This window comes from Streptosporangium sp. H16, from assembly GCF_051918855.1.
Classification (GTDB): Bacteria; Actinomycetota; Actinomycetes; order Streptosporangiales; family Streptosporangiaceae; genus Streptosporangium.
Genome location: NZ_JBPXMD010000010.1, coordinates 158,150 through 176,087 on the forward strand (window position 1 = coordinate 158,150; position 17,938 = coordinate 176,087).

Genomic DNA, 17,938 nt, shown 5'->3' on the forward strand with positions numbered 1-17,938 from the left:
GGAGCCGAGCCGCACGGATCTCAGGGACCACTCGAGGGGGTGGTCCCACCCTGGCAGGTCAGGCGGACCATTTCCTCGGTGCGCGGATCCACCTGGCGTACGTTGTCCCGGCAGACCGGGTGGATCATCTCCCGCACCGTGACCGACCACTTGAGGGGGAAGGGCTCCGCTCCGGCGAGCTGTTCCTCCCAGCCCTCGAAGAGGCCCTCCATCCCCTCGACCAGCTCACCGGCCGTCCTGCCCGCCCTGTCGACCTCGCCGGGCAGTACGGCCGCGGACACGACCCGTCCCCCGGCCAGGCGATCCTCGCCCTCGATCACCGTGCCGCCCACGTTGTCCCAGTAGATCTCCATGGTGTACCCGTCGGGACCGGTTCCGCAGAGGTGCCGTTGGGGAGGACCGTCCCCGATCCAGACGAGCGCCCGCCGTAGCGGCCCGGAGCAGTGGACGGTCACCTTCAGCGGCTTGCTCCCGGATCCGATCCGGAGTCGCTCGCGTTTCCCGCCGGTCCTGTAGTCACCGCTCGCGACCTCGTCCCCGGGGTACGGTCCGCCCAGCGGCTGCGACGTCGTCGGGACGGTGGGGGACGGCCGGGCCATGACGCCGGTCCAGACGTCCGGGTCGTCGGCGGCGCCACCCGCGGGCGTGTTGAGGGCCATCGCGACGGTGAGGGCGACCGCGACCGCGCCACCCGCCGTCCAGCGGCGGCGGCGCCTGATCGCGCGGACGCGCCGGTAGACACCGGCGACGGTCACGCCTCTGGTCTGGTCCTCGCCCCCGTCCCCGTCCCCGTCCCCGTTCAGGATCTCGCGCAGCTCGGATTCGGTGATCGTCATCTCAGCTCCCCGTGGTGATGGCGGCGACGGCCGCGGGATCGACGCGCAGCTTGCGCAGCGCCCGGCTGGCCTGGCTGCGTACGGTCGCCACCGAGCAGCCGAGGATCTCGGCGATCCGCTGGTCGGGCAGGTCCGCGAAGTAGCGCAGGACGATCACGGCCCGCTGCCTGCCGGGAAGCCCGGCCAGGACCTGCCGGACCGCCTCCCGCGTGGCCAGCGCGTCCGTCGTGTCACCGTCAGGCGCCTCGGGGAGGATCTCGCTCGGCACCTCTCCACGCCACCTGCGGCGCCACCAGGTGGCGTGGGTGTTGACCAGGATGCGGTAGACGTACGGGTCCGGATCGTCGCCCACCCTGCGCCAGGCGAGCCACGCCTTGGCCAGGGCCGTCTGCAACAGGTCCTCCGCCGTGCCCCAGTCGCGGCACAGCAGGTAGGCGGCCCGCAAGAGACGGGCCGAGCGTTGCTCCACGTAGTGCTCGAAGTCAGCCCGATCTCGCATCGGGGGAATCCTCACTGTTCGGTGTATGTCACCGATCACTACGCTCCGAGGGTCCCGGGACGTTGCACATGTCTCGGGGTTCGGTCGCGGAGGGCACGGAAGGAGCCCTCCGCGCGGAAGAGCGGGAGAGGGAGGGCAACCCAGACCGCGGTCTGGTCCTGATCAAGCCAGCTAGCTCTCCGCGCGGGAAGGGATGGCTGAGCCCCGTTCAGTGGCGGGGCGGCTGCGGGGGCTGGGGCGGCGCCGGAGGCCACGGGTGCGCCTGCGGGTGCCGCGACCATTCCTGGTGGGAGGGGTGGATCTGGTGGGAGCCCGGTCCGACCTGGTGGGGGCCCGGCCCGCCGGTGAGCTCGCCGCGCAGCTCGTTCCACTGCTCCCGCCAGGCGGCCCACGCCTTCTTGAGGGGCTTGGCCTTGGCGTCCCCGACCACCTTGACGTCTCCCATGAGGACGTAGGCCCTGACCCTGACCAGCGGCGCGTTCGTGCCCGGGGGCGCCTCGATGACCTGGACCTTCTTGTCCCCCATGACGGCGATGCCGTCGAGCTCGACGTCCACCCCGTCCGGGACGATGATCTTCACGTCGCCCATGACCGCGGTGGCCATGATGTCGACCACTCCCCCGGTGCGGACCTCGGCCTGGCGCAGGTCCAGCACGACGTCACCCATCACGGCGACGGCGCCGAGCGGCTTGTCGATCTTCCACGAACCGCGCCGCTTGGAGCTGCCCAGCACCGCGACGAACCAGCGACGCGCCTGGCCGCTCCGCTCCGCCGGGGGCGGGGGGTAGGCGGGTGCGGGCACCGGGTGGCCGCCGGGCAGGTCGGAGGTGACCACCGCCAGCTCGGCCTGGGTGCGGGCGGTGTAGGCCGCCTCGGTGCGCTCGGTCAGCTCCCCGAGGGTCAGGCGGCCCTCGACGGAGGCGACCCGCAACCACTCGACGGCGGCTTCCCGCTCCGCGTCCGAGACCCGCATATCCCCGGGATCATTCATAACTCACAACATATCGCGAGTTGCCCCAATAGAGGATCCCTCAGAAGGAGGAAGCCCGGTAAACACATCGGATGACGCCTCGTCGCCGGGCGCGAGGCCGGCGTACGGCCGAGCCGGGGAGGCACGCCATATGATCCGGAGACATGTACCGAGAACTCCTGGACGCGGTGGCGGCCAACGACGCCGAGCGGGCCGAGCGGCTGCTGCAGGGCGGCACGAGCGCCGACCCCGAGGGCGCGGAAGAGCCCACCGCCCTTTACCTGGCATCGAACCAGGGCCGCGTGGCCGTCGTGCGCGCGCTGCTGGCCCACGGAGCCGACCCCAACCGGATCAGCGGCGGTGAGGACGGAGGGCTGCCCCTGTCCGCCGCCGCCGCCCTGGACCGTGTCGAGGCCCTGGAGGCGCTGCTGGCCGCCGGTGCCGACGTGTCGGGGCGGGAGGCCGGCGGGTGGACCGCCCTGCTCTGGGCCGCCGCCAACGGGCGGGCCGACGCGATCCAGACGCTGCTCGCCGCCGGGGCGGACCCCGAGGACGCCAACGAGACCGGCGACACCGCGCTCACCCTGGCCACCCGGCGCGGCGCCCTGGGCGTCGTGCAGGCGCTGCTGCGGGCGGGCGCCGAGGCCGACCGGCCCGACGGCGACGGCGACACGCCGCTGTCCATCGCCTACGACTGGCTGGGCACCCAGCTGGAGAGCGCGCTCCTGGAGCAGATCACCGAGCAGGTCCCCGAGGACTCGCAGTTCGTCGTGGGCCGCAGCAGGGCGAAGGACGGCACCGACCTGGTGACCGTCGCGGCGGTGGGCCCCGACGGGACCCGCCTGGCCGAGCTCACCTGCCAGCGCGGGCACGCGGCCGTCGCCACCCTGCTGGAGGACGCCACGGGCGAGCGGCTGCCGTTCGACGAGATGGTCGAGCGGGCGATGCCCTACCGGGACATCGACGAGGAGGCCGAGACCTGGTGGACCGTGGCGAGCTCGCTGAGCGGGCGCGGTGACGGGGAGACCTTCGACGCGGCGGCGCGGCTGTGCTCCAACGAGGACCCGCGCAAGCGGGAGTTCGCCGTCGACGTGCTCGCCCAGTTCGGGTTCACCGGCGACGAGAAGCCCTACCTGGAGGAGGCGCTGCCGATCCTGCGCCGGATGGCGGCCACCGAGGGCGACGAGCGGGTGCTGCGCTCGGTGCTCGGCGCGCTCGGCCACCACGCCGACCCGCGCGCCCTGCCCGAGGTGCTGGAGATCATCAACGCCGACGGCTGGACCCGCACGCAGGCCGACCCCGCCGCGCTGGCCGCCGTCCTGCCCCCGGGCGACGCCGAGGGGCTCGCGCTGCTCATCTCCATGACGCAGGACCCCGACGCGGAGGTACGCGACTGGGCCACCATGGGCCTGGCGGGCCTGTCGGAGGCCCCGCAGGACAGCGAGCGGGTCCGCGACGCGCTGGCCGCCAGGCTCGACGACGAGGACCTGAACACGGTCGCCGAGGCCACCCGCGGCCTGGCCACCCGGGGCGACGCGCGGGCCCAGCGGGGCGCCGACCGCGTGCTCGCCGAGAGCGACGAGGACGACGACTACATCCGCGATCTGGTCAAGAACCCCTGACCCGCGAGCCGGCCGCTCCGCGCTCGGGCTCCGTTTCCGCTGTCCCCGCTGTCCCCGCTCCGTCCCCGCCCCGGCGTCGTCGGGGCGCGGACGGGCCCGTCCCGCGTACGGCGGGGTGAACTTCCGGGGGCCGGTGTCCAACTATGGACGAAAATCGGATATAGCCCCCAATAAAGGGCGCTCCCCCTCCGGAAGGGTGTTGAGATAGGCACAGAAGCCGGCGACGAGCCGGATGATTCACCGGAGGCCGCACGTGACCCATGACGTCTTCAACCAGGCTCATCCGCTCACCGGGCACGACGTGTCCGCCGACGCCGCCCTGATGGAGGGCGTGGCCCGCGAGGGTGCGGGGTGGGCCACCGGGGAACTGCGCCGGCTCGGCCTCCTCGCCGGTTCCGAGCAGGCCCAGGACTGGGGGCGGCTGGCGAACGAGCACCCGCCCGTCCTGCGTACCCACGACCGGTACGGGCGGCGGATCGACGAGGTGGAGTTCCACCCCGCCTGGCACGAGCTGATGACCGTCGCCGTCGACAACGGCATGCACGCCACCCCGTGGTCGAGCGCCAGGCCGGGCGCGCACGTGGCCCGCGCCGCCAAGTTCTACGTCTGGAGCCAGGTCGAGGCCGGGCACGGCTGCCCGATCTCGATGACCTACGCCTCGATCGCCGCGCTGCGCCACAGCCCGGCGCTCGCCGCGGACTGGGAACCCCTGCTCGCCGCCCGCAGCTACGACTTCGGGCTGCGCCCGCCGCTCGGCAAGCGCGGCGTGCTCGCCGGGATGGCGATGACCGAGAAGCAGGGCGGATCCGACGTGCGCGCGGGTACCACCCGCGCCGAACCGCAGGGCGACGGGAGCTACGTCCTGGCCGGCCACAAGTGGTTCAACTCCGCCCCGATGTGCGACGTGTTCCTGGTCCTCGCCCAGGCTCCCGGCGGGCTGTCGTGCTTCCTGCTCCCCCGCGTCCTTCCCGACGGGACCCGCAACGCCGTCCACCTGATGCGGCTGAAGGACAAGCTGGGCAACAGGTCCAACGCCAGCGCCGAGGTGGAGTACCACGGCGCGACGGCCTGGTTGGTGGGCGAGGAGGGCCGGGGGCTGCGGACCATCCTGGAGATGGTCAACATGACCCGGCTGGACTGCGTGATCGGCTCCGCGGCCGGCATGAGGTACGGCGTCACGCAGGCCGTCCACCATTCCAGGAACCGTGGCGCGTTCGGCAGGAAGCTCGCCGACCAGCCGCTGATGCGCAACGTCCTGGCCGACCTGGCCCTGGAGTCGGAGGCGGCGACCGTCCTGATGACGCGGCTGGCCGGGGCCACCGACCGGGCCATCGCCGGCGACCAGGCCGAGGCCGCGCTGCGCCGCACCGCGCTGGCCGTGAGCAAGTACTGGGTCTGCAAGCGCGCCCCGGTCCACGCGGCGGAGGCGCTGGAGTGCCTGGGGGGCAACGGCTACGTCGAGGAGTCGCAGATGCCGCGATTGTTCCGCGAATCGCCGCTGAACGGCATCTGGGAGGGGTCGGGGAACGTCGCGGCGCTGGACGTGCTGCGCGCCCTGGGCCGCGAGCCCGAGGCCCAGGAGGCGTTCTTCGCCGAGGTCGCGCTCGCCGCCGGAGCCGACCGGCACCTGGACGCCGCCACCGACCGCCTGCGCAAGTCCCTGGACGACACCACCGACTTCGAGATCCGGGCCCGGCGCGTCGCCGAGGACATGGCGCTGGTGCTGCAGGGCTCTCTGCTCGTCCGGCTGGCTCCCGCGGCCGTGGCCGACGCCTTCTGCGTCTCCCGCCTGTCCGGCGACGCGGGCCGCGCCTTCGGCACCCTGCCCACCGGCCTGGACCTGGACGTCCTCGTCGAGCGCGCCTCGTTCTGAACCCCGGCCCCCCGGGTTCCGGCGCAACGGGCGCTCCGGGACATGACGGGGACACGGCCGGGACATGACGGGGGACACGCGGGGGACACGGCGGAGGACGTGGCCGGGACACGGCGGGGTCACGGCGCCGAGTAGGGTCGGTCATGGCCAACGGTTCATGATCGAAAGGACAATCGCCATGGCGACGACACGTACCGCGACGACTCAGTGGAAGGGCGCGCTGCTCGACGGTTCGGGCAGCGTCTCCCTCGACTCCTCCGGGGTGGGCACGTTCGACGTGTCCTGGCCCTCGCGCGCCGAGCAGGCCAACGGCAAGACCTCCCCGGAGGAGCTCATCGCGGCCGCCCACTCCTCGTGCTTCTCGATGGCCCTCTCCCACGGGCTGGCCCAGGCCGGCACTCCGCCCCAGACCGTGGAGACGAAGGCGGACGTGACCTTCCAGCCGGGCGAGGGCATCACCGGGATCGTCATCTCGGTCCGCGCCCAGGTTCCCGGCCTGACGGCCGAGCAGTTCCAGGAGGCGGCCGAGACCGCCAAGGCGAACTGCCCGGTGAGCAAGGCCCTCTCGGGCACGACGATCAGCCTCAACGCCGAGCTGCTGAGCTGATCGCGGCCCTGCCTCCGCGATCGGGCTGACCGCGGCCGAACCGTCCCTCCGGGCGCTCACCCCGGGTGGGCGGCCCGGAGTGGACGGTCGCCTCGAACCGGTCACCGAGGGTGGTCGGCGGCGGCCGATCACGACGCCTTCGCGGCCACGCGTACCTCACCGGTCACGCGTGGTCGCGCGGCGTGCACGGAAAGGACAGGTACGGAAAGCACTCCAAACCCCGGATACGAAACTCCTCGATACCACCTTAAAGTGACAGGGGCGAGATACAGCCTGCACAAGGGAGCCGGACCAGAGGAGAACGGGGTCACATGCGCGCAGTCTGGCCGGGAGAGTCCTATCCGCTCGGCGCCACCTGGGATGGCGTGGGTACCAACTTCTCACTGTTCTCCGAGGTAGCGGAGCGTGTCGAACTCTGCCTTTTCGGAGACGACGGCCGCGAGGAGCGCGTCGAGCTGACCGAGGTCGACGGGTTCGTCTGGCACGGCTACGTCCCGGGGATCATGCCGGGGCAGCGGTACGGCTACCGCGTTCACGGCCCCTACAACCCCTCCCAGGGGCACCGGTGCAACCCTTCCAAACTGCTCCTCGATCCCTACGCCAAGGCCGTCGAGGGTGACCTGAAGTGGAACGAGGCGATGTTCTCGTACCAGTTCACCGATCCCGGCAACCGCAACGACGAGGACACCGCCCCCTTCATGCCGAAGAACGTGGTGATCAACCCGTTCTTCGAGTGGGGCAACGACAGGTCGCCCCGGACGCCGTACCACCAGACGGTGATCTACGAGGCGCACGTGCGCGGGCTCACGATGCGCCACCCCGCGGTGCCCGAGGAGCAGCGCGGCACCTACGCGGGGCTGGGCCACCCGGCGGTCATCGACCACCTGCTGAGCCTGGGCGTCACCGCGGTGGAGCTGATGCCGGTGCACCAGTACGTGCCCGAGCACGCGATGGTCGCCCGGGGGCTGACCAACTACTGGGGCTACAACACGATCGCCTACCTGGCCCCGCACGCCGCCTACTCCGGCTCTGGCCAGCGCGGCGAGCAGGTGCTGGAGTTCAAGGCGATGGTGCGGGCGCTGCACGAGGCGGGGATCGAGGTCATCCTCGACGTGGTCTACAACCACACCGCCGAGGGCGACCACATGGGGCCCACGCTCGGCTTCCGCGGCATCGACAACCGGTCGTACTACCGCCTGCACGACGGCGACCGGCGCTACTACCTCGACTACACCGGCTGCGGCAACTCCCTCAACGTCCGCTCGCCGCACGCCCTCCAGCTGATCATGGACTCGCTGCGCTACTGGGTGCTGGAGATGCACGTGGACGGCTTCAGGTTCGACCTGGCCTCCGCCCTCGCCCGCGAGCTGCACGACGTCGACCGGCTGAGCGCCTTCTTCGACCTGATCCAGCAGGACCCGGTGATCTCCCAGGTGAAGCTGATCGCCGAACCGTGGGACGTGGGGCCCGGCGGCTACCAGGTGGGCAACTTCCCGCCGCTGTGGATGGAGTGGAACGGCAAGTACCGCGACAGCGTGCGCGACTTCTGGCGCGGGAGCGGGTCCGCGCTGCCGGAGTTCGCCTCCCGGCTGACCGGGTCCGCCGACCTGTACGCCACCTCCGGGCGCCGCCCGGTGGCCTCCATCAACTTCGTCACCTGCCACGACGGGTTCACCCTGACCGACCTGGTCTCCTACGACCGCAAGCACAACGAGGCCAACAAGGAGAACAACCGCGACGGCACCGACGACAACCGGTCGTGGAACTGCGGCGCCGAGGGCCCGGTGGAGGACCCGGAGATCGTGAACCTGCGCCGGCGCCAGCGCCGCAACCTCCTGGTCACCCTGTTCATCTCCCAGGGCGTGCCGATGCTGCTGGCCGGTGACGAGTTCGGCAGGACCCAGCGCGGCAACAACAACGCCTACTGCCAGGACAACGAGATCTCCTGGATCGACTGGTCGCTGGTCAACACCGAGGGGGAGCTCCTCGACTTCGTCAGGAGCCTGTCCAAGCTGCGGCGCGAGCACCCCGTCTTCCAGCGGCGCCGTTTCTTCCACGGCCACAAGGCCGACGACGGGACCCGCGACATCGTCTGGCTCACCCCGGCCGGCGAGGAGATGTCGGCCGGCGACTGGCACACCGGCTACGCCAAGTCGCTGACCGTCTTCCTGAACGGCGACGCCATCACCGAACCGGGCACGCGCGGCGAGCGGATCACGGACGACTCCTTCCTGCTCCTGATCAACGCCCACCACGAGGACATGTCCTTCAACCTGCCCGAGGCGAAGTACGGCAAGCGGTGGCAGCGCGTGCTGGACACCGCGGACGACGGGCCGGCCGAGGCCCCGTTCGCCGAGGAGTCATGGCCGGCCGAGGCCTCGGTGGAGGTGACCGCGCGCTCGGTGCGGATCCTGCGCTGCGCGCGCCTGTAGAGCGCTTCGAGGTCTCTCGCGCGGCTTGAGATCCTTCTCCCGCGCCCTGAGATCCCTTGGGCTGCCTGAGGCCTTTCGGGCGTCTTCCAGGTCTCCTGGGCGTCCTCGAAGGTCCCTTGGGCGCCCTTGAGGCCTCTCAGGCGCCGGACGCGACCGCGGCGGTGAGCAGGACGAGCACGAACGTCACCACCCCCACGGCGCCGTGCAGCAGGACGGCGACCGTGGGGAAGCGCTGCTCGGCGCCGCGGGCGTGGCGGCCACCGCCCAGCCAGCGGGTGAACATCGTGAAGCCCAGCAGCGCGGAGGCCGAGAGCACGCCGAACGACAACCAGGCGAAGAGCGGATCCAGGGTGAGCACGTGGACGACCCAGCAGGCCAGGGCGGAGACCGCCAGGACCGGATGAGCGAAGATCAGCAATGTCGGAAAGCGAGTGACCTTGGTCGCCTGCTGGCGCAGCCCTCCCCCGGAGAGCCACAGGTACAGCAGATAGATCCCGACCATCGCGGTGATCAACCATGTCACGATCGCGACAAGCCCCACACAGCCCTCCCCGTGTCTCCAAGGATGAATCATGTATCGGGAGCCGTCCGAAGTCACTACAAGCCGTCACAACCGTTATCGACCATGCCGGGAAAGCTCACAGACCGCCTTCGTGCGAAGGTAGGGCGATGCGCCTCATCCATCCCGAGACCTCTGCCGAGGTCGACCTCGCGCGGGCCTACGCCTACCCGGCCGGCCCCTGCCTCCGGATCAACATGGTCGCCAGCGCCGACGGCGGGACCTGGCTGAAGGGGTTGTCGGGCGAGCTCTCCGGCCGGGGCGACCGCCACGTCTTCTGGGTGCTGCGCGGGCTGGCCGACGTCATCGTGGCCGGGGCGGCGACCGTACGAGCCGAGGGGTACGGCCCGGCGCGGGCCAGGCCGTCGTGGCGAGGGCTGCGCGAGGGCCGCCCGGCCGTCCCGCCGGTGGCGGTGATCACCCGCGGGCTCGACCTCGACCTGTCGGGCCCGCTGTTCGCCGAGGCGGAGCCGTACGCCCGGACGATCGTCATCACCTGCGAGGCCGCGCCCGGGGAGCGTCGCGAGGAGGCCGCCAGGCACGCCGACGTGATCGTGGCCGGGGACGAGCGGGTGGATCCGGCGCTGGCGATGCGGGAGCTCGCCGAGCGCGGCCTGACCCGGGTGCTGTGCGAGGGCGGCCCGAAGGTCAACGCCCAGCTGGCCGCCGCGGACCTGGTCGACGAGCTCTGCCTCACGGTGAGCCCGGTGCTGATCGGCGGGGACGCCGCCAGGGTCCTCGACGGCCCGTCCACGCTCGCGCGCCTGCGCCTGGCCCACGTCCTGGAGGACGAGGGGTTCCTCTTCACCCGGTACGTCCGGCAACGCGGCGAGGAGGCGGGGACCGTCTAGCTCCGGGACTCCGGGGACTTTTCGGCTCCGGGGACTTTTCGGCTCCAAAGCCCCGTGACTCCAGAGTTCCCTGACATCGGGGCTGCGGGACACCGGGACTCATGACGCCGGGGTCCCGCGACCTCGCGACGGGGTTCGGCGGGTTCCGGAGGTCCGCGAGGCCAGACCGCATTCGTCTGGACATCTCGGCAAAGAAACGATATATCTCGAATATGCCACGAGCTTCTTCCTCCGGTGACGACCTGCGCGCCTCCCTTGAGGCCCGACGACACCTCGGGCCGGAATACGAAGACTCCCTCGTCGAGGGTTTCCTGGAGAAGGTGGACCAGGAGATCGACAAGCGGGTGGACGACCGGCTCGCCGCCCGCGCCCGCGGGGAGAGCCCCGGAGTCCGCCCCTCCCTGGACGCCGGGCAGCGGCTGGCCCTGGCGATCATCTCCCTCGGGCTCGGGGTGCCGGGAACGATCGCGGTGTCCTACACCGGCCTGAGCGAATCGCTCCTCGGGTTCATCCTGGTGCTCATGTGGGTCGGGATCATCAGTGTGAACGTGACGTTCACCATCGCGCGGCGCCGCCGGAGCTGACCCCGGCCGGCCGCTCCCGCTCTCACGCCAGGTAGGCATGGGCCCGGGAGGCTTCCCGGCACGGCCGGGCCCCGCTCGTCCATGCCAGGCTTTTTTGATCTTTGCCACAAAGATCGAGAGACACCTGCAATGTTGGCTATTCTCCTGGTTTACTCCTCGTTCATGGACAGGAAACCCGGAGTCGTGCCACGGGGGTGCGGCACGCGTGACATCCAGGAGGCCGGTGCGCAGTGGTCGACGTCAACACCGAGGCACTCAAGGCCGCGACGCAGAACTTGATCAGTGTCCTCCGCCCCATCGCGGAGCAGGTCAGCACCCTGGCCGAGGGCACCCACCTCCACCCCTATCAGTGGGGTGCCATCGGCGCGGCCACGGTGGCCAACAACTACACACCGGCCCGCGAGTACCAGGCCAAGCAGGCCGCCGACTTCGTCAAATGCCTCGACGGCATCCACGCGGGACTGCTCAGCGTGGTGCTCCACTACCGGGAGGCCGAGCTGGCGACCGCCATTCGCGTACAGGACGCACAGAAGATGGCGGACCTCCCGGGCAAGATCGCGCTGGACAGGTCCGCCCTCGAAGGTGCGACAAAGGGCAAGGCCTTGGGGCCCACCGACTGAACAGGAAGGAGGCACCATGGCGGGCGAAGAGGTCTTCATCGGTGCCGTAGCCGGGGGTGCCGTCATCGGCGGCATGAAGGTCCTGGGCAAGATCGGCCCCTCGTGGGCCGCCAGCCTGGCGAAGATTCAGCTGGCCGGGACGCTGGCCAAACCCGCGGCGGGCGCGGCGGCCGTCTGGTTACTCGCCCAGCCGTGGGACGACGATGCGATCACCAAGGTCTTCAACGACTGGCGCACGATCAACCTGAAACTCCTGCACATGCGGATCAGGGAGTGGGACAACGAGCTCAAGGCGGTCCAGGCCGCCTGGCCGGAGGGCGAGGACCGCAAGGCCTTCGACAGGTTCATGGCGGTGGTCCACCAGGAGGCCCTGCAGACGGAGACGGCCGCGACGCAGATGGCCAACGCGGTACAGGAAGCCCAGTCGGACATCCGGAAGATCGTCAGCAACGCCGGGGTGATCGTCGACAGCCTCCTGGGCATCATCATCGCCTCGGAGATCGCCGAGCTGATCGGCAAGCAGATGATGGCCTCGGCCGTGCCGCCGATCGCCGCGAAGGGCGCCGTGGTGGTGGCGATGGCCCAGGCAACCCAGGCGTCGTCCGGGCTGTTGCTGATGGGCACGGCGGTCAACGCGATCGTCGGCGCGACGGCGGCCGTCATCTTCAGCATGGGCAATCTGACCGCCCTGATGAGCGCGGACAACCAGTTCCCCCTGCCGCAGGCCAACCTCAACAGCGACGGTACCGACGGCAAGACGGACTTCGACGACATCACGCGCAGGAGCGCGGTCAGGTCGCCGGGGGAAGGCTGGTCCTACACCTGATCGCGAACGTGGGGGCGGGACACGGCGTGCCCCCGCCCCCACGTCGGACCACCCGTCGCGCACCACACCGGCGCCGATCCGGCGCGGGGCCGCGTCAGCCCTCGTACTTGTCGCGCAGCTCCCGCAGGCTCCGCAGTGCCTCGGCAACCCGCGGATCCGCGGAGACACCGGCCCCCGGGTCCAGGCTGGGCATCCGACCCTGCAGCGCCTCGCTGAACCCCGTCATGTCGCCGAGCAGGGGCGCCAACACCTCGTCCATCCGGGCGGACGCCACCTTCGTGGCCTCCCCGACGGCCTCCATGATCGCCTCCCCCAGCGCCTCGGAGCCCAGCCTCATGGCCCTGGGATTGATGTCGACGCCCAGCAGGGCCCCGCCGGGAGCGACCTCCACCTTCACCAGCCCGTCGGCCGCCTCGCCGTGGGCCCGCATATCGGCCAGTTCCTCGCGCATCCCCTCGTACTGCGCCGAGAGCTTGTCAAATCCCTCCGCCAGCCGGTCCACCTCAGGGTTGCCAGTCCGCCCGAAGCGGCCGTCAGCCGTGGTCATCCGATCCTCCAGGAAACGACTCAAGATCAAAGAGTGTCATGTGCACTCTATTACCCCATCCGGCCCCAACACGGGCGTATGGCCCTCATCAGGTCACAGGAGGACGTACGGCGATAGGTCCGGCCGGACACCGTTCAGACGTGCGCGGTCGACCAGCCGATATGGGGTGCCGCGTGGGCGAGAAGGCCCGGCAGCGCGGGGTGAAGGCCGGTCGGCAGCTCGCCCTCACCGAACCAGGTCAGGTTCCCGATGCGGTCCGGCTCCGACGGCGTGACCTCCCGCGGATCGACCAGCACCGCGAACTGGACGGACACCCAGTGCGTCGGCAGCTCGCCCGAGGTCCGCCTCACGTTGGCCACCCCCACCTGGATCAGGTCCAGGGCGGTGGCGCCGAACTCCTCGCCGACCTCGCGCCGGACGCACTCCTCGAAGTCCTCGCCGAACCCGAGCTCGCCCGCCCCGGAGTCCCACACCTCACGGCTGTCCCTCGCCCCGGGGCCGCGCCGGTGCAGGAGGATCCGGCCCTCGCCGTCGTGACAGACGAAGCTGCAGCTGACCCCGATGTGGGAACGGCCGGCCGGGCGGGGGTCGACGGGGGCCGGATCGTGGTCACGGTCGTGGTCACGGTCGTGGTCACGGTCGTGGTCACGGTCGTGGTCACGGTCATGGTCACGGTCATGGTCGCTCAAGGGAGCCCGTCCTGGGTGAGGGGGAGGCGCGGGCGTCCGCCCGCCGGTCGGGACCAACCGTAGACCAGCCGGGAACCGGGCCGTCGCCGCGGGACCTGGATCGCTCGCATGCGGTGATGGGTGTCGAGACGCGCGGTCCGAAGCCCTCGGAAACGACGGGTGCGAAAGCGGGAGGTGTCCTCGGAACCGGCCGCGCGGGGACGGGTAGGTCCGCCCCGGAGCCGCCACGGCGGCGGGACCGGGCACTCGACGGGACGGACCGCACAATCACCTGCCGTACCCACCGGTGTCCGGGCGCTGGCGCGCCACCCGGACGGCGGCATTGTGACCGATCCGCGTTACGCGGACGACCGGCAGATGATTTCACCCCTCAACGGGAAGGTGAACCACCCTCCACACCCTTAAAGACGCCAAAACGGTCACCAAAGGATGCTTCGCCCATCAAGATTTTTCCGGGCATATCAGCCCGGGTACGTACCGGCCGCCCGACGCCGGGACTCGCTCCTCCGCCCGCTTCCGCGACCGCATAGGCTGGTGGAATGGACAAGGTGGTAAAGAGCGACGCCGAATGGCGCGTCCAGCTCTCTCCCGAGGAGTTCCGCGTGCTCCGCCAGGCGGGGACCGAGCGTCCCTTCACCGGCGAGTACGTCGACACCAAGACAGTGGGCGTCTACAGCTGCCGGGCCTGCGGCACCGAACTGTTCCGGTCCGATACCAAATTCGACAGCCATTGCGGCTGGCCCAGCTTCTACGAGCCGTCGAAGTCCGAGGCCGTGACGCTGATCGAGGACCGCTCGATGGGCATGACCCGCGTCGAGGTCAGGTGCGCGACCTGCGACTCGCACCTCGGCCACGTGTTCCACGGCGAGGGCTACGGGACGCCCACCGACGACCGCTACTGCATCAACTCCATCTCGCTGAGGCTGGAGCCCGTCGAGTAGGCTACCGGCTCACCTGTGGAAGGCCCCGCCGGACCGACCTCCGGCGGGGCCTTCCCGCGCTCGGACGGTCACCTCGCTCCGTCCGGGAGGTTAACCGCCGCCAGGAGGGGCAAAGTGAGATGACGCGTAGTGCTCGGACACATCCGTAGCGTGCTCACCCTAAGGAGCTCCCGTGCATCTCCGCCACAGATGGGAGATCATCGAGACCATCGGCCGGGTGGTCACCCAGCGCTGCTCGATCTGCGGCAGGACCAGGGTCCGGGTGACCCGGCGGCCCCCCGCGTCGACTATCGCGGACTCGGATAGGTGAGGCGGCAGTCGGCGTCGTCGGGGCCGAGGACGTTGGCCAGGACCGGGTTGCCGTTCTCCCCGAACTCGGCCTGGACGAAGACCACGGGGCTGGGCATGCCGAGCTCTCCGACGAGATAGTCGACGCCCGCCTCGCAGAGCTTGATCGCCTGCTTCGAGTTGTCCGCCGTCTCCGGCAGGTCTGTGTATATCCGCAGATAGCCGCCGACCATGCGGATGTCCTTGATCCGCTTGGTCACCTTACGGCTCTCGAAGTAGGCCACCGCCTTCTTGTCGGTGTGCTTGGAAGGCCCCGACGCCTCGGTCTCCCTGTCCTTCTGGCGTTTCTTCTCGGCCTTGGCCCGCTTCTCGGCCGCCTCCTCGCTCCCCTTGCCCTTCCCGTCCACCTCGGCGGCGACCACCTTGCCGGCCGCCGGGGCCCCGGGAGGCGCCAGGGCGGCCACGCCGCCGGGAACCGGCGCCCGAGCCGTCCCGCCCACGGGGGTCGCCCCACCGGAGAACCACCCGCTCACCGCGAGGGCCCCCACTGCGAAGGCGACGACGGCCACCGAGACCTCGAGAACGCGCGAGCGAGACTTCTTCCTCCGGCGCCCCCGAGCACGCCGCCTGGACCGTGCCAGACCTTCGCCCCTTTTCACCCTTGGCCTCACATAGACAGGTGATTTTCCCCGAGTATGACAAAGCCAGGGAGCGGTAAAGAGACCTTCACGGGATTATTTTTCGCGGGGTCGTCACAGGAGACACACCCTTCACCTCGCGGAACTCCCGAACCTCCCAGAACCCGCGGAATCCCCAGAGTCCGCGGAGTCCGCGGGGCTCACGGCTTTCGCGGGGCTCCCGGCGCCCGCGGAAAGCGGGTTTCGCGAGGCTCTCGGGAACCGCGCCTTCGCCGGGCCGGACCCGGCGGTGGCGCGGGAACGCGCGAAGGCCGCGCAGGAAGCCTCAGAGGTGCCGCTCGACGCGGCACGGACCGAATCCCCCGCTTCAGGCCGGGGAGCGCGTCAAGGCAGTGCCGCGATCAGCTCGCTCGGGGGCTTGCGGACCCCCGTGTAGAAGGGGATCTCCTCGCGGGTGTGCCGCCGGGCCTCGGCGCCGCGCAGGGCGCGCATCAGGTCGACGATGCGGTGCAGCTCGTCGGCCTCGAAGGCCAGCATCCACTCGTAGTCGTTCAGTGAGAAGCAGGCGACGGTGTTGGCCCGCACGTCGGGGTAGTCGCGGGCCATCCTGCCGTGCTCGGCGAGCATCCGGCGGCGGTCGGCGTCGTCCAGCAGGTACCACTCCAGGGAGCGCACGAACGGGTAGACGCTCACGTACGCCCGTGGCTCCTCCTCGGCCAGGAAGGCCGGGATGTGTGACTTGTTGAACTCGGCCGGGCGGTGCAGCGCCATCGCCGACCAGACCGGCTCGGCCAGCTGCCCCAGGCCGGTGCGGCGGAAGCGCGAGTAGGTCTCCTGCAGGTCCTCGGCCGTCGGGGCGTGCCACCAGAACATGAAGTCGGCGTCGGCGCGGAAGCCCGCCACGTCGTACAGGCCGCGGGTGACCACGTCCTTGCGCCCCATCTGGGCCATGAGCTCCTCGACCTCGGCGGCCATGCCCTCGCGGTGTCCCGGGCAGTGCTCCTTCATCCTGAAGACCGACCACATCGTGTAGCGGATCACCTGGTTCAGGTCGCGCGCCTTGGGCCGCGGGTTCCCGTCCGTCATCGTCACCCCTTTGTCAACGAATCGGTGCTGTTCTGCCATTCTCCCGTGGGGTCCAGGTGGTCGAGAATCCGGGCCGCCGCAGTGCGGGCGGTGGCGACGCAGGCGGGGATGCCGAGGCCGTCGTAGGCGGCACCGCACAGGGCCAGGCCCGGCTGGTCGGCCGCGGCGGCCCGGATGCGGGCCACCCGGTCGAGGTGGCCCACCTCGTACTGCGGCAGGGAGCCTCCCCAGCGGGTCACCCGGGAGTCGCGGGGCAGCCCGCGCACGCCCATGACCTCGACCATCTCGGCCATCGCCAGCGCGACCAGCTCCGCGTCCTCGCGCTGGAGCACGGCCTCCTCGCCGATCCTGCCGATCGAGCAGCGCAGCAGGACCAGGTTGGGGTCGCTCTCCGCCAGGTGCGGCCACTTGACCGAGCTGAACGTGGCGGCCTTGATCGGGCGCCCGTCGACGGCCGGGACAAGGTAGCCGCTGCCGGTCGGCGGTTTGGGGAACGCCTCGCGCGGATAGGCCAGGGTGACGATGGCCATGCTGGCGTACTCGATCCTGGCCAGTTCTGCGGCGGCCCGGGGCACCTCCTCGGCGAGCAGGCGGCTCGCCGCGGGGGCCGGAACGGCGACGATCACCGCGTCGGCCTCGACGGTCTCCGGCGCGGGGACGGGGCCGGTGACCAGCAGCCAGCCGTCCTCGGTCCTGCGCAGCTCCCTGACCGTGACACCGGTCCTGATCTCGGCCCCCGAGGCGGCGGCGACGGCCTCGGGCAGGCTGCCCATCCCCCGGCTCAGGGTGGTGAAGACGGGCCCGGCGTCCTTGGGGGCGTCGGCGGCGATCTCCCTGGCCGCGGTGAGCAGCGACCGCTCGGACCTGGCCGCGATGGCGATCCTCGGCATGGTCGCGTCCAGCGAGAGCCGCTCGGCCCTGCCCGCGTAGACGCCGCCGAGCAGCGGCTCGACGAGCCGGTCGACCACCTCCTCGCCCATCCTGGCCCGGATGTACGCCGCCACCGACACGTCGTTGGTGACGCGCGTGGCCGGCAGGACGTGGTCCAGCGGCACCCGGGCCAGGCCCGCCGGGCTCAGGACGCCCGACCTGGCCAGCGCGAGGACGTCGGAGGGGACGCCCATGACGTGCCCCTCCGGCATGGGCCGCAGCACGCCTCTGGTCAGGATGCCCGCCTTGGTGGTGCCGGGGAGCCTCAGCTCCTCGCCCAGCCCGGCCATCCTGGCCAGTTCCTTGCCCTCGGGCCGCCTGGCGAGCATCGCCTCGGCCCCCGCGTCCATCGCGACACCCGCCACCTCGGTGGCGTGAAGCTTGCCGCCGATCCGCGAGGCACCGTCGAGGACGGTCACCCTGAGGTGCTCGCCGTGCCGCCGCAGGTGCCACGCGGCGGCCAGCCCGGCGATCCCGCCGCCGACGACCACCACATGCCTCCGCTTGCCTTCCATGACCCGACCGTATCGGTCCCCCCGC

General features: G+C 71.0%; 17 protein-coding genes and 1 pseudogene. 9 read left to right on the top strand and 9 right to left on the bottom strand.

Annotation, left to right across the window (positions count from 1 at the left end):
• Positions 1-20: 20 nt before the first annotated feature.
• From ACTOQ2_RS18935 to ACTOQ2_RS18945, 3 genes are all read right to left on the bottom strand, one after another.
• Positions 21-836 carry a hypothetical protein gene (locus ACTOQ2_RS18935; protein WP_440100928.1) on the bottom strand — a complete coding sequence of 272 codons (816 nt, stop codon included), beginning with the start codon at positions 834-836 and terminating at the stop codon, positions 21-23.
• Position 837: 1 nt separating this feature from the next.
• Positions 838-1,335 carry a SigE family RNA polymerase sigma factor gene (locus ACTOQ2_RS18940; protein ID WP_440100930.1) on the bottom strand — a complete coding sequence of 166 codons (498 nt, stop codon included), beginning with the start codon at positions 1,333-1,335 and terminating at the stop codon, positions 838-840.
• Between the two features lie 208 nt (positions 1,336-1,543).
• Positions 1,544-2,326, bottom strand: coding sequence for a DUF1707 SHOCT-like domain-containing protein (locus tag ACTOQ2_RS18945; RefSeq protein WP_440100932.1), 783 nt, complete (start codon positions 2,324-2,326; stop codon positions 1,544-1,546).
• A 143-nt stretch (positions 2,327-2,469) separates the two neighbouring features.
• On the opposite strand from ACTOQ2_RS18945, the gene ACTOQ2_RS18950 reads away from it, so the two are divergent.
• The 4 genes from ACTOQ2_RS18950 to glgX all read left to right on the top strand — a co-directional run bounded on the left by ACTOQ2_RS18950 (position 2,470) and on the right by glgX (position 8,839).
• Positions 2,470-3,927 (top strand): ankyrin repeat domain-containing protein, encoded by a 1,458-nt coding sequence (locus tag ACTOQ2_RS18950; RefSeq protein ID WP_440064241.1) that lies wholly within the window; start codon positions 2,470-2,472, stop codon positions 3,925-3,927.
• Positions 3,928-4,159: 232 nt separating this feature from the next.
• On the top strand, positions 4,160-5,800 hold the full coding sequence (locus ACTOQ2_RS18955; RefSeq protein WP_440100934.1) for an isovaleryl-CoA dehydrogenase: 1,641 nt from the start codon (positions 4,160-4,162) through the stop codon (positions 5,798-5,800).
• Positions 5,801-5,978: 178 nt separating this feature from the next.
• A complete protein-coding gene (locus ACTOQ2_RS18960; protein ID WP_329083919.1) occupies positions 5,979-6,407 on the top strand; it encodes an OsmC family protein in 429 nt (142 codons plus the stop codon).
• Between the two features lie 311 nt (positions 6,408-6,718).
• Entirely contained in the window at positions 6,719-8,839 is a 2,121-nt protein-coding gene (glgX, locus tag ACTOQ2_RS18965; RefSeq protein WP_440100936.1) for a glycogen debranching protein GlgX, read from the top strand.
• Between the two features lie 136 nt (positions 8,840-8,975).
• On the opposite strand, the gene ACTOQ2_RS18970 is transcribed toward glgX, so the two are convergent.
• A complete protein-coding gene (locus tag ACTOQ2_RS18970; protein WP_440100938.1) occupies positions 8,976-9,380 on the bottom strand; it encodes a hypothetical protein in 405 nt (134 codons plus the stop codon).
• A 128-nt stretch (positions 9,381-9,508) separates the two neighbouring features.
• Between ACTOQ2_RS18970 and ACTOQ2_RS18975 the strand changes: the two genes are divergently transcribed.
• The 4 genes from ACTOQ2_RS18975 to ACTOQ2_RS18990 all read left to right on the top strand — a co-directional run bounded on the left by ACTOQ2_RS18975 (position 9,509) and on the right by ACTOQ2_RS18990 (position 12,279).
• Positions 9,509-10,249: a pyrimidine reductase family protein gene (locus ACTOQ2_RS18975; RefSeq protein WP_440100940.1), complete on the top strand. Its 741-nt coding sequence runs from the start codon at positions 9,509-9,511 to the stop codon at positions 10,247-10,249.
• Positions 10,250-10,461: 212 nt separating this feature from the next.
• Positions 10,462-10,833, top strand: coding sequence for a hypothetical protein (locus tag ACTOQ2_RS18980; protein WP_440100942.1), 372 nt, complete (start codon positions 10,462-10,464; stop codon positions 10,831-10,833).
• Positions 10,834-11,063: 230 nt separating this feature from the next.
• Positions 11,064-11,453 (top strand): hypothetical protein, encoded by a 390-nt coding sequence (locus ACTOQ2_RS18985; protein ID WP_440064248.1) that lies wholly within the window; start codon positions 11,064-11,066, stop codon positions 11,451-11,453.
• Positions 11,454-11,469: 16 nt separating this feature from the next.
• Positions 11,470-12,279: a hypothetical protein gene (locus ACTOQ2_RS18990; RefSeq protein WP_440100944.1), complete on the top strand. Its 810-nt coding sequence runs from the start codon at positions 11,470-11,472 to the stop codon at positions 12,277-12,279.
• 94 nt (positions 12,280-12,373) lie between these two features.
• On the opposite strand, the gene ACTOQ2_RS18995 is transcribed toward ACTOQ2_RS18990, so the two are convergent.
• Both ACTOQ2_RS18995 and ACTOQ2_RS19000 read right to left on the bottom strand, forming a co-directional pair.
• Positions 12,374-12,826 carry a YbaB/EbfC family nucleoid-associated protein gene (locus ACTOQ2_RS18995; protein ID WP_440100946.1) on the bottom strand — a complete coding sequence of 151 codons (453 nt, stop codon included), beginning with the start codon at positions 12,824-12,826 and terminating at the stop codon, positions 12,374-12,376.
• Between the two features lie 134 nt (positions 12,827-12,960).
• Positions 12,961-13,515 carry an NUDIX hydrolase gene (locus ACTOQ2_RS19000; RefSeq protein ID WP_440100947.1) on the bottom strand — a complete coding sequence of 185 codons (555 nt, stop codon included), beginning with the start codon at positions 13,513-13,515 and terminating at the stop codon, positions 12,961-12,963.
• Between the two features lie 539 nt (positions 13,516-14,054).
• Between ACTOQ2_RS19000 and msrB the strand changes: the two genes are divergently transcribed.
• Positions 14,055-14,456 (top strand): peptide-methionine (R)-S-oxide reductase MsrB, encoded by a 402-nt coding sequence (gene msrB / locus ACTOQ2_RS19005; protein WP_440064253.1) that lies wholly within the window; start codon positions 14,055-14,057, stop codon positions 14,454-14,456.
• Between the two features lie 287 nt (positions 14,457-14,743).
• Here msrB and ACTOQ2_RS19010 read toward each other — a convergent pair whose 3' ends face one another.
• The 3 genes and pseudogenes from ACTOQ2_RS19010 to hemG all read right to left on the bottom strand — a co-directional run.
• Complete coding sequence (locus ACTOQ2_RS19010) at positions 14,744-15,313, bottom strand: hypothetical protein (protein ID WP_440100949.1); 570 nt, start codon at positions 15,311-15,313, stop codon at positions 14,744-14,746.
• 453 nt (positions 15,314-15,766) lie between these two features.
• Positions 15,767-16,468, bottom strand: a complete 702-nt coding sequence (gene hemQ / locus ACTOQ2_RS19015) for a hydrogen peroxide-dependent heme synthase (RefSeq protein WP_440100951.1) — start codon at positions 16,466-16,468, stop codon at positions 15,767-15,769.
• Between the two features lie 17 nt (positions 16,469-16,485).
• Positions 16,486-17,913: pseudogene (gene hemG / locus ACTOQ2_RS19020) on the bottom strand (protoporphyrinogen oxidase); the annotation flags it as partial.
• Positions 17,914-17,938 lie beyond the last annotated feature (25 nt).

Excerpts from the sequence above, each read along its gene's own strand:
- ACTOQ2_RS18950 (WP_440064241.1), top strand. The coding sequence starts at position 2,470 with ATGTACCGAGAACTCCTGGACGCGGTGGCGGCCAACGACGCCGAGCGG.
- msrB (WP_440064253.1), top strand. The coding sequence starts at position 14,055 with ATGGACAAGGTGGTAAAGAGCGACGCCGAATGGCGCGTCCAGCTCTCT.
- ACTOQ2_RS18935 (WP_440100928.1), bottom strand. The coding sequence starts at position 836 with ATGACGATCACCGAATCCGAGCTGCGCGAGATCCTGAACGGGGACGGG.
- ACTOQ2_RS18995 (WP_440100946.1), bottom strand. The coding sequence starts at position 12,826 with ATGACCACGGCTGACGGCCGCTTCGGGCGGACTGGCAACCCTGAGGTG.
- ACTOQ2_RS18990 (WP_440100944.1), top strand. The coding sequence starts at position 11,470 with ATGGCGGGCGAAGAGGTCTTCATCGGTGCCGTAGCCGGGGGTGCCGTC.
- ACTOQ2_RS18940 (WP_440100930.1), bottom strand. The coding sequence starts at position 1,335 with ATGCGAGATCGGGCTGACTTCGAGCACTACGTGGAGCAACGCTCGGCC.
- ACTOQ2_RS18945 (WP_440100932.1), bottom strand. The coding sequence starts at position 2,326 with ATGAATGATCCCGGGGATATGCGGGTCTCGGACGCGGAGCGGGAAGCC.
- ACTOQ2_RS18960 (WP_329083919.1), top strand. The coding sequence starts at position 5,979 with ATGGCGACGACACGTACCGCGACGACTCAGTGGAAGGGCGCGCTGCTC.
- hemQ (WP_440100951.1), bottom strand. The coding sequence starts at position 16,468 with ATGACGGACGGGAACCCGCGGCCCAAGGCGCGCGACCTGAACCAGGTG.
- glgX (WP_440100936.1), top strand. The coding sequence starts at position 6,719 with ATGCGCGCAGTCTGGCCGGGAGAGTCCTATCCGCTCGGCGCCACCTGG.
- ACTOQ2_RS18975 (WP_440100940.1), top strand. The coding sequence starts at position 9,509 with ATGCGCCTCATCCATCCCGAGACCTCTGCCGAGGTCGACCTCGCGCGG.
- ACTOQ2_RS18980 (WP_440100942.1), top strand. The coding sequence starts at position 10,462 with ATGCCACGAGCTTCTTCCTCCGGTGACGACCTGCGCGCCTCCCTTGAG.
- ACTOQ2_RS18955 (WP_440100934.1), top strand. The coding sequence starts at position 4,160 with ATGATTCACCGGAGGCCGCACGTGACCCATGACGTCTTCAACCAGGCT.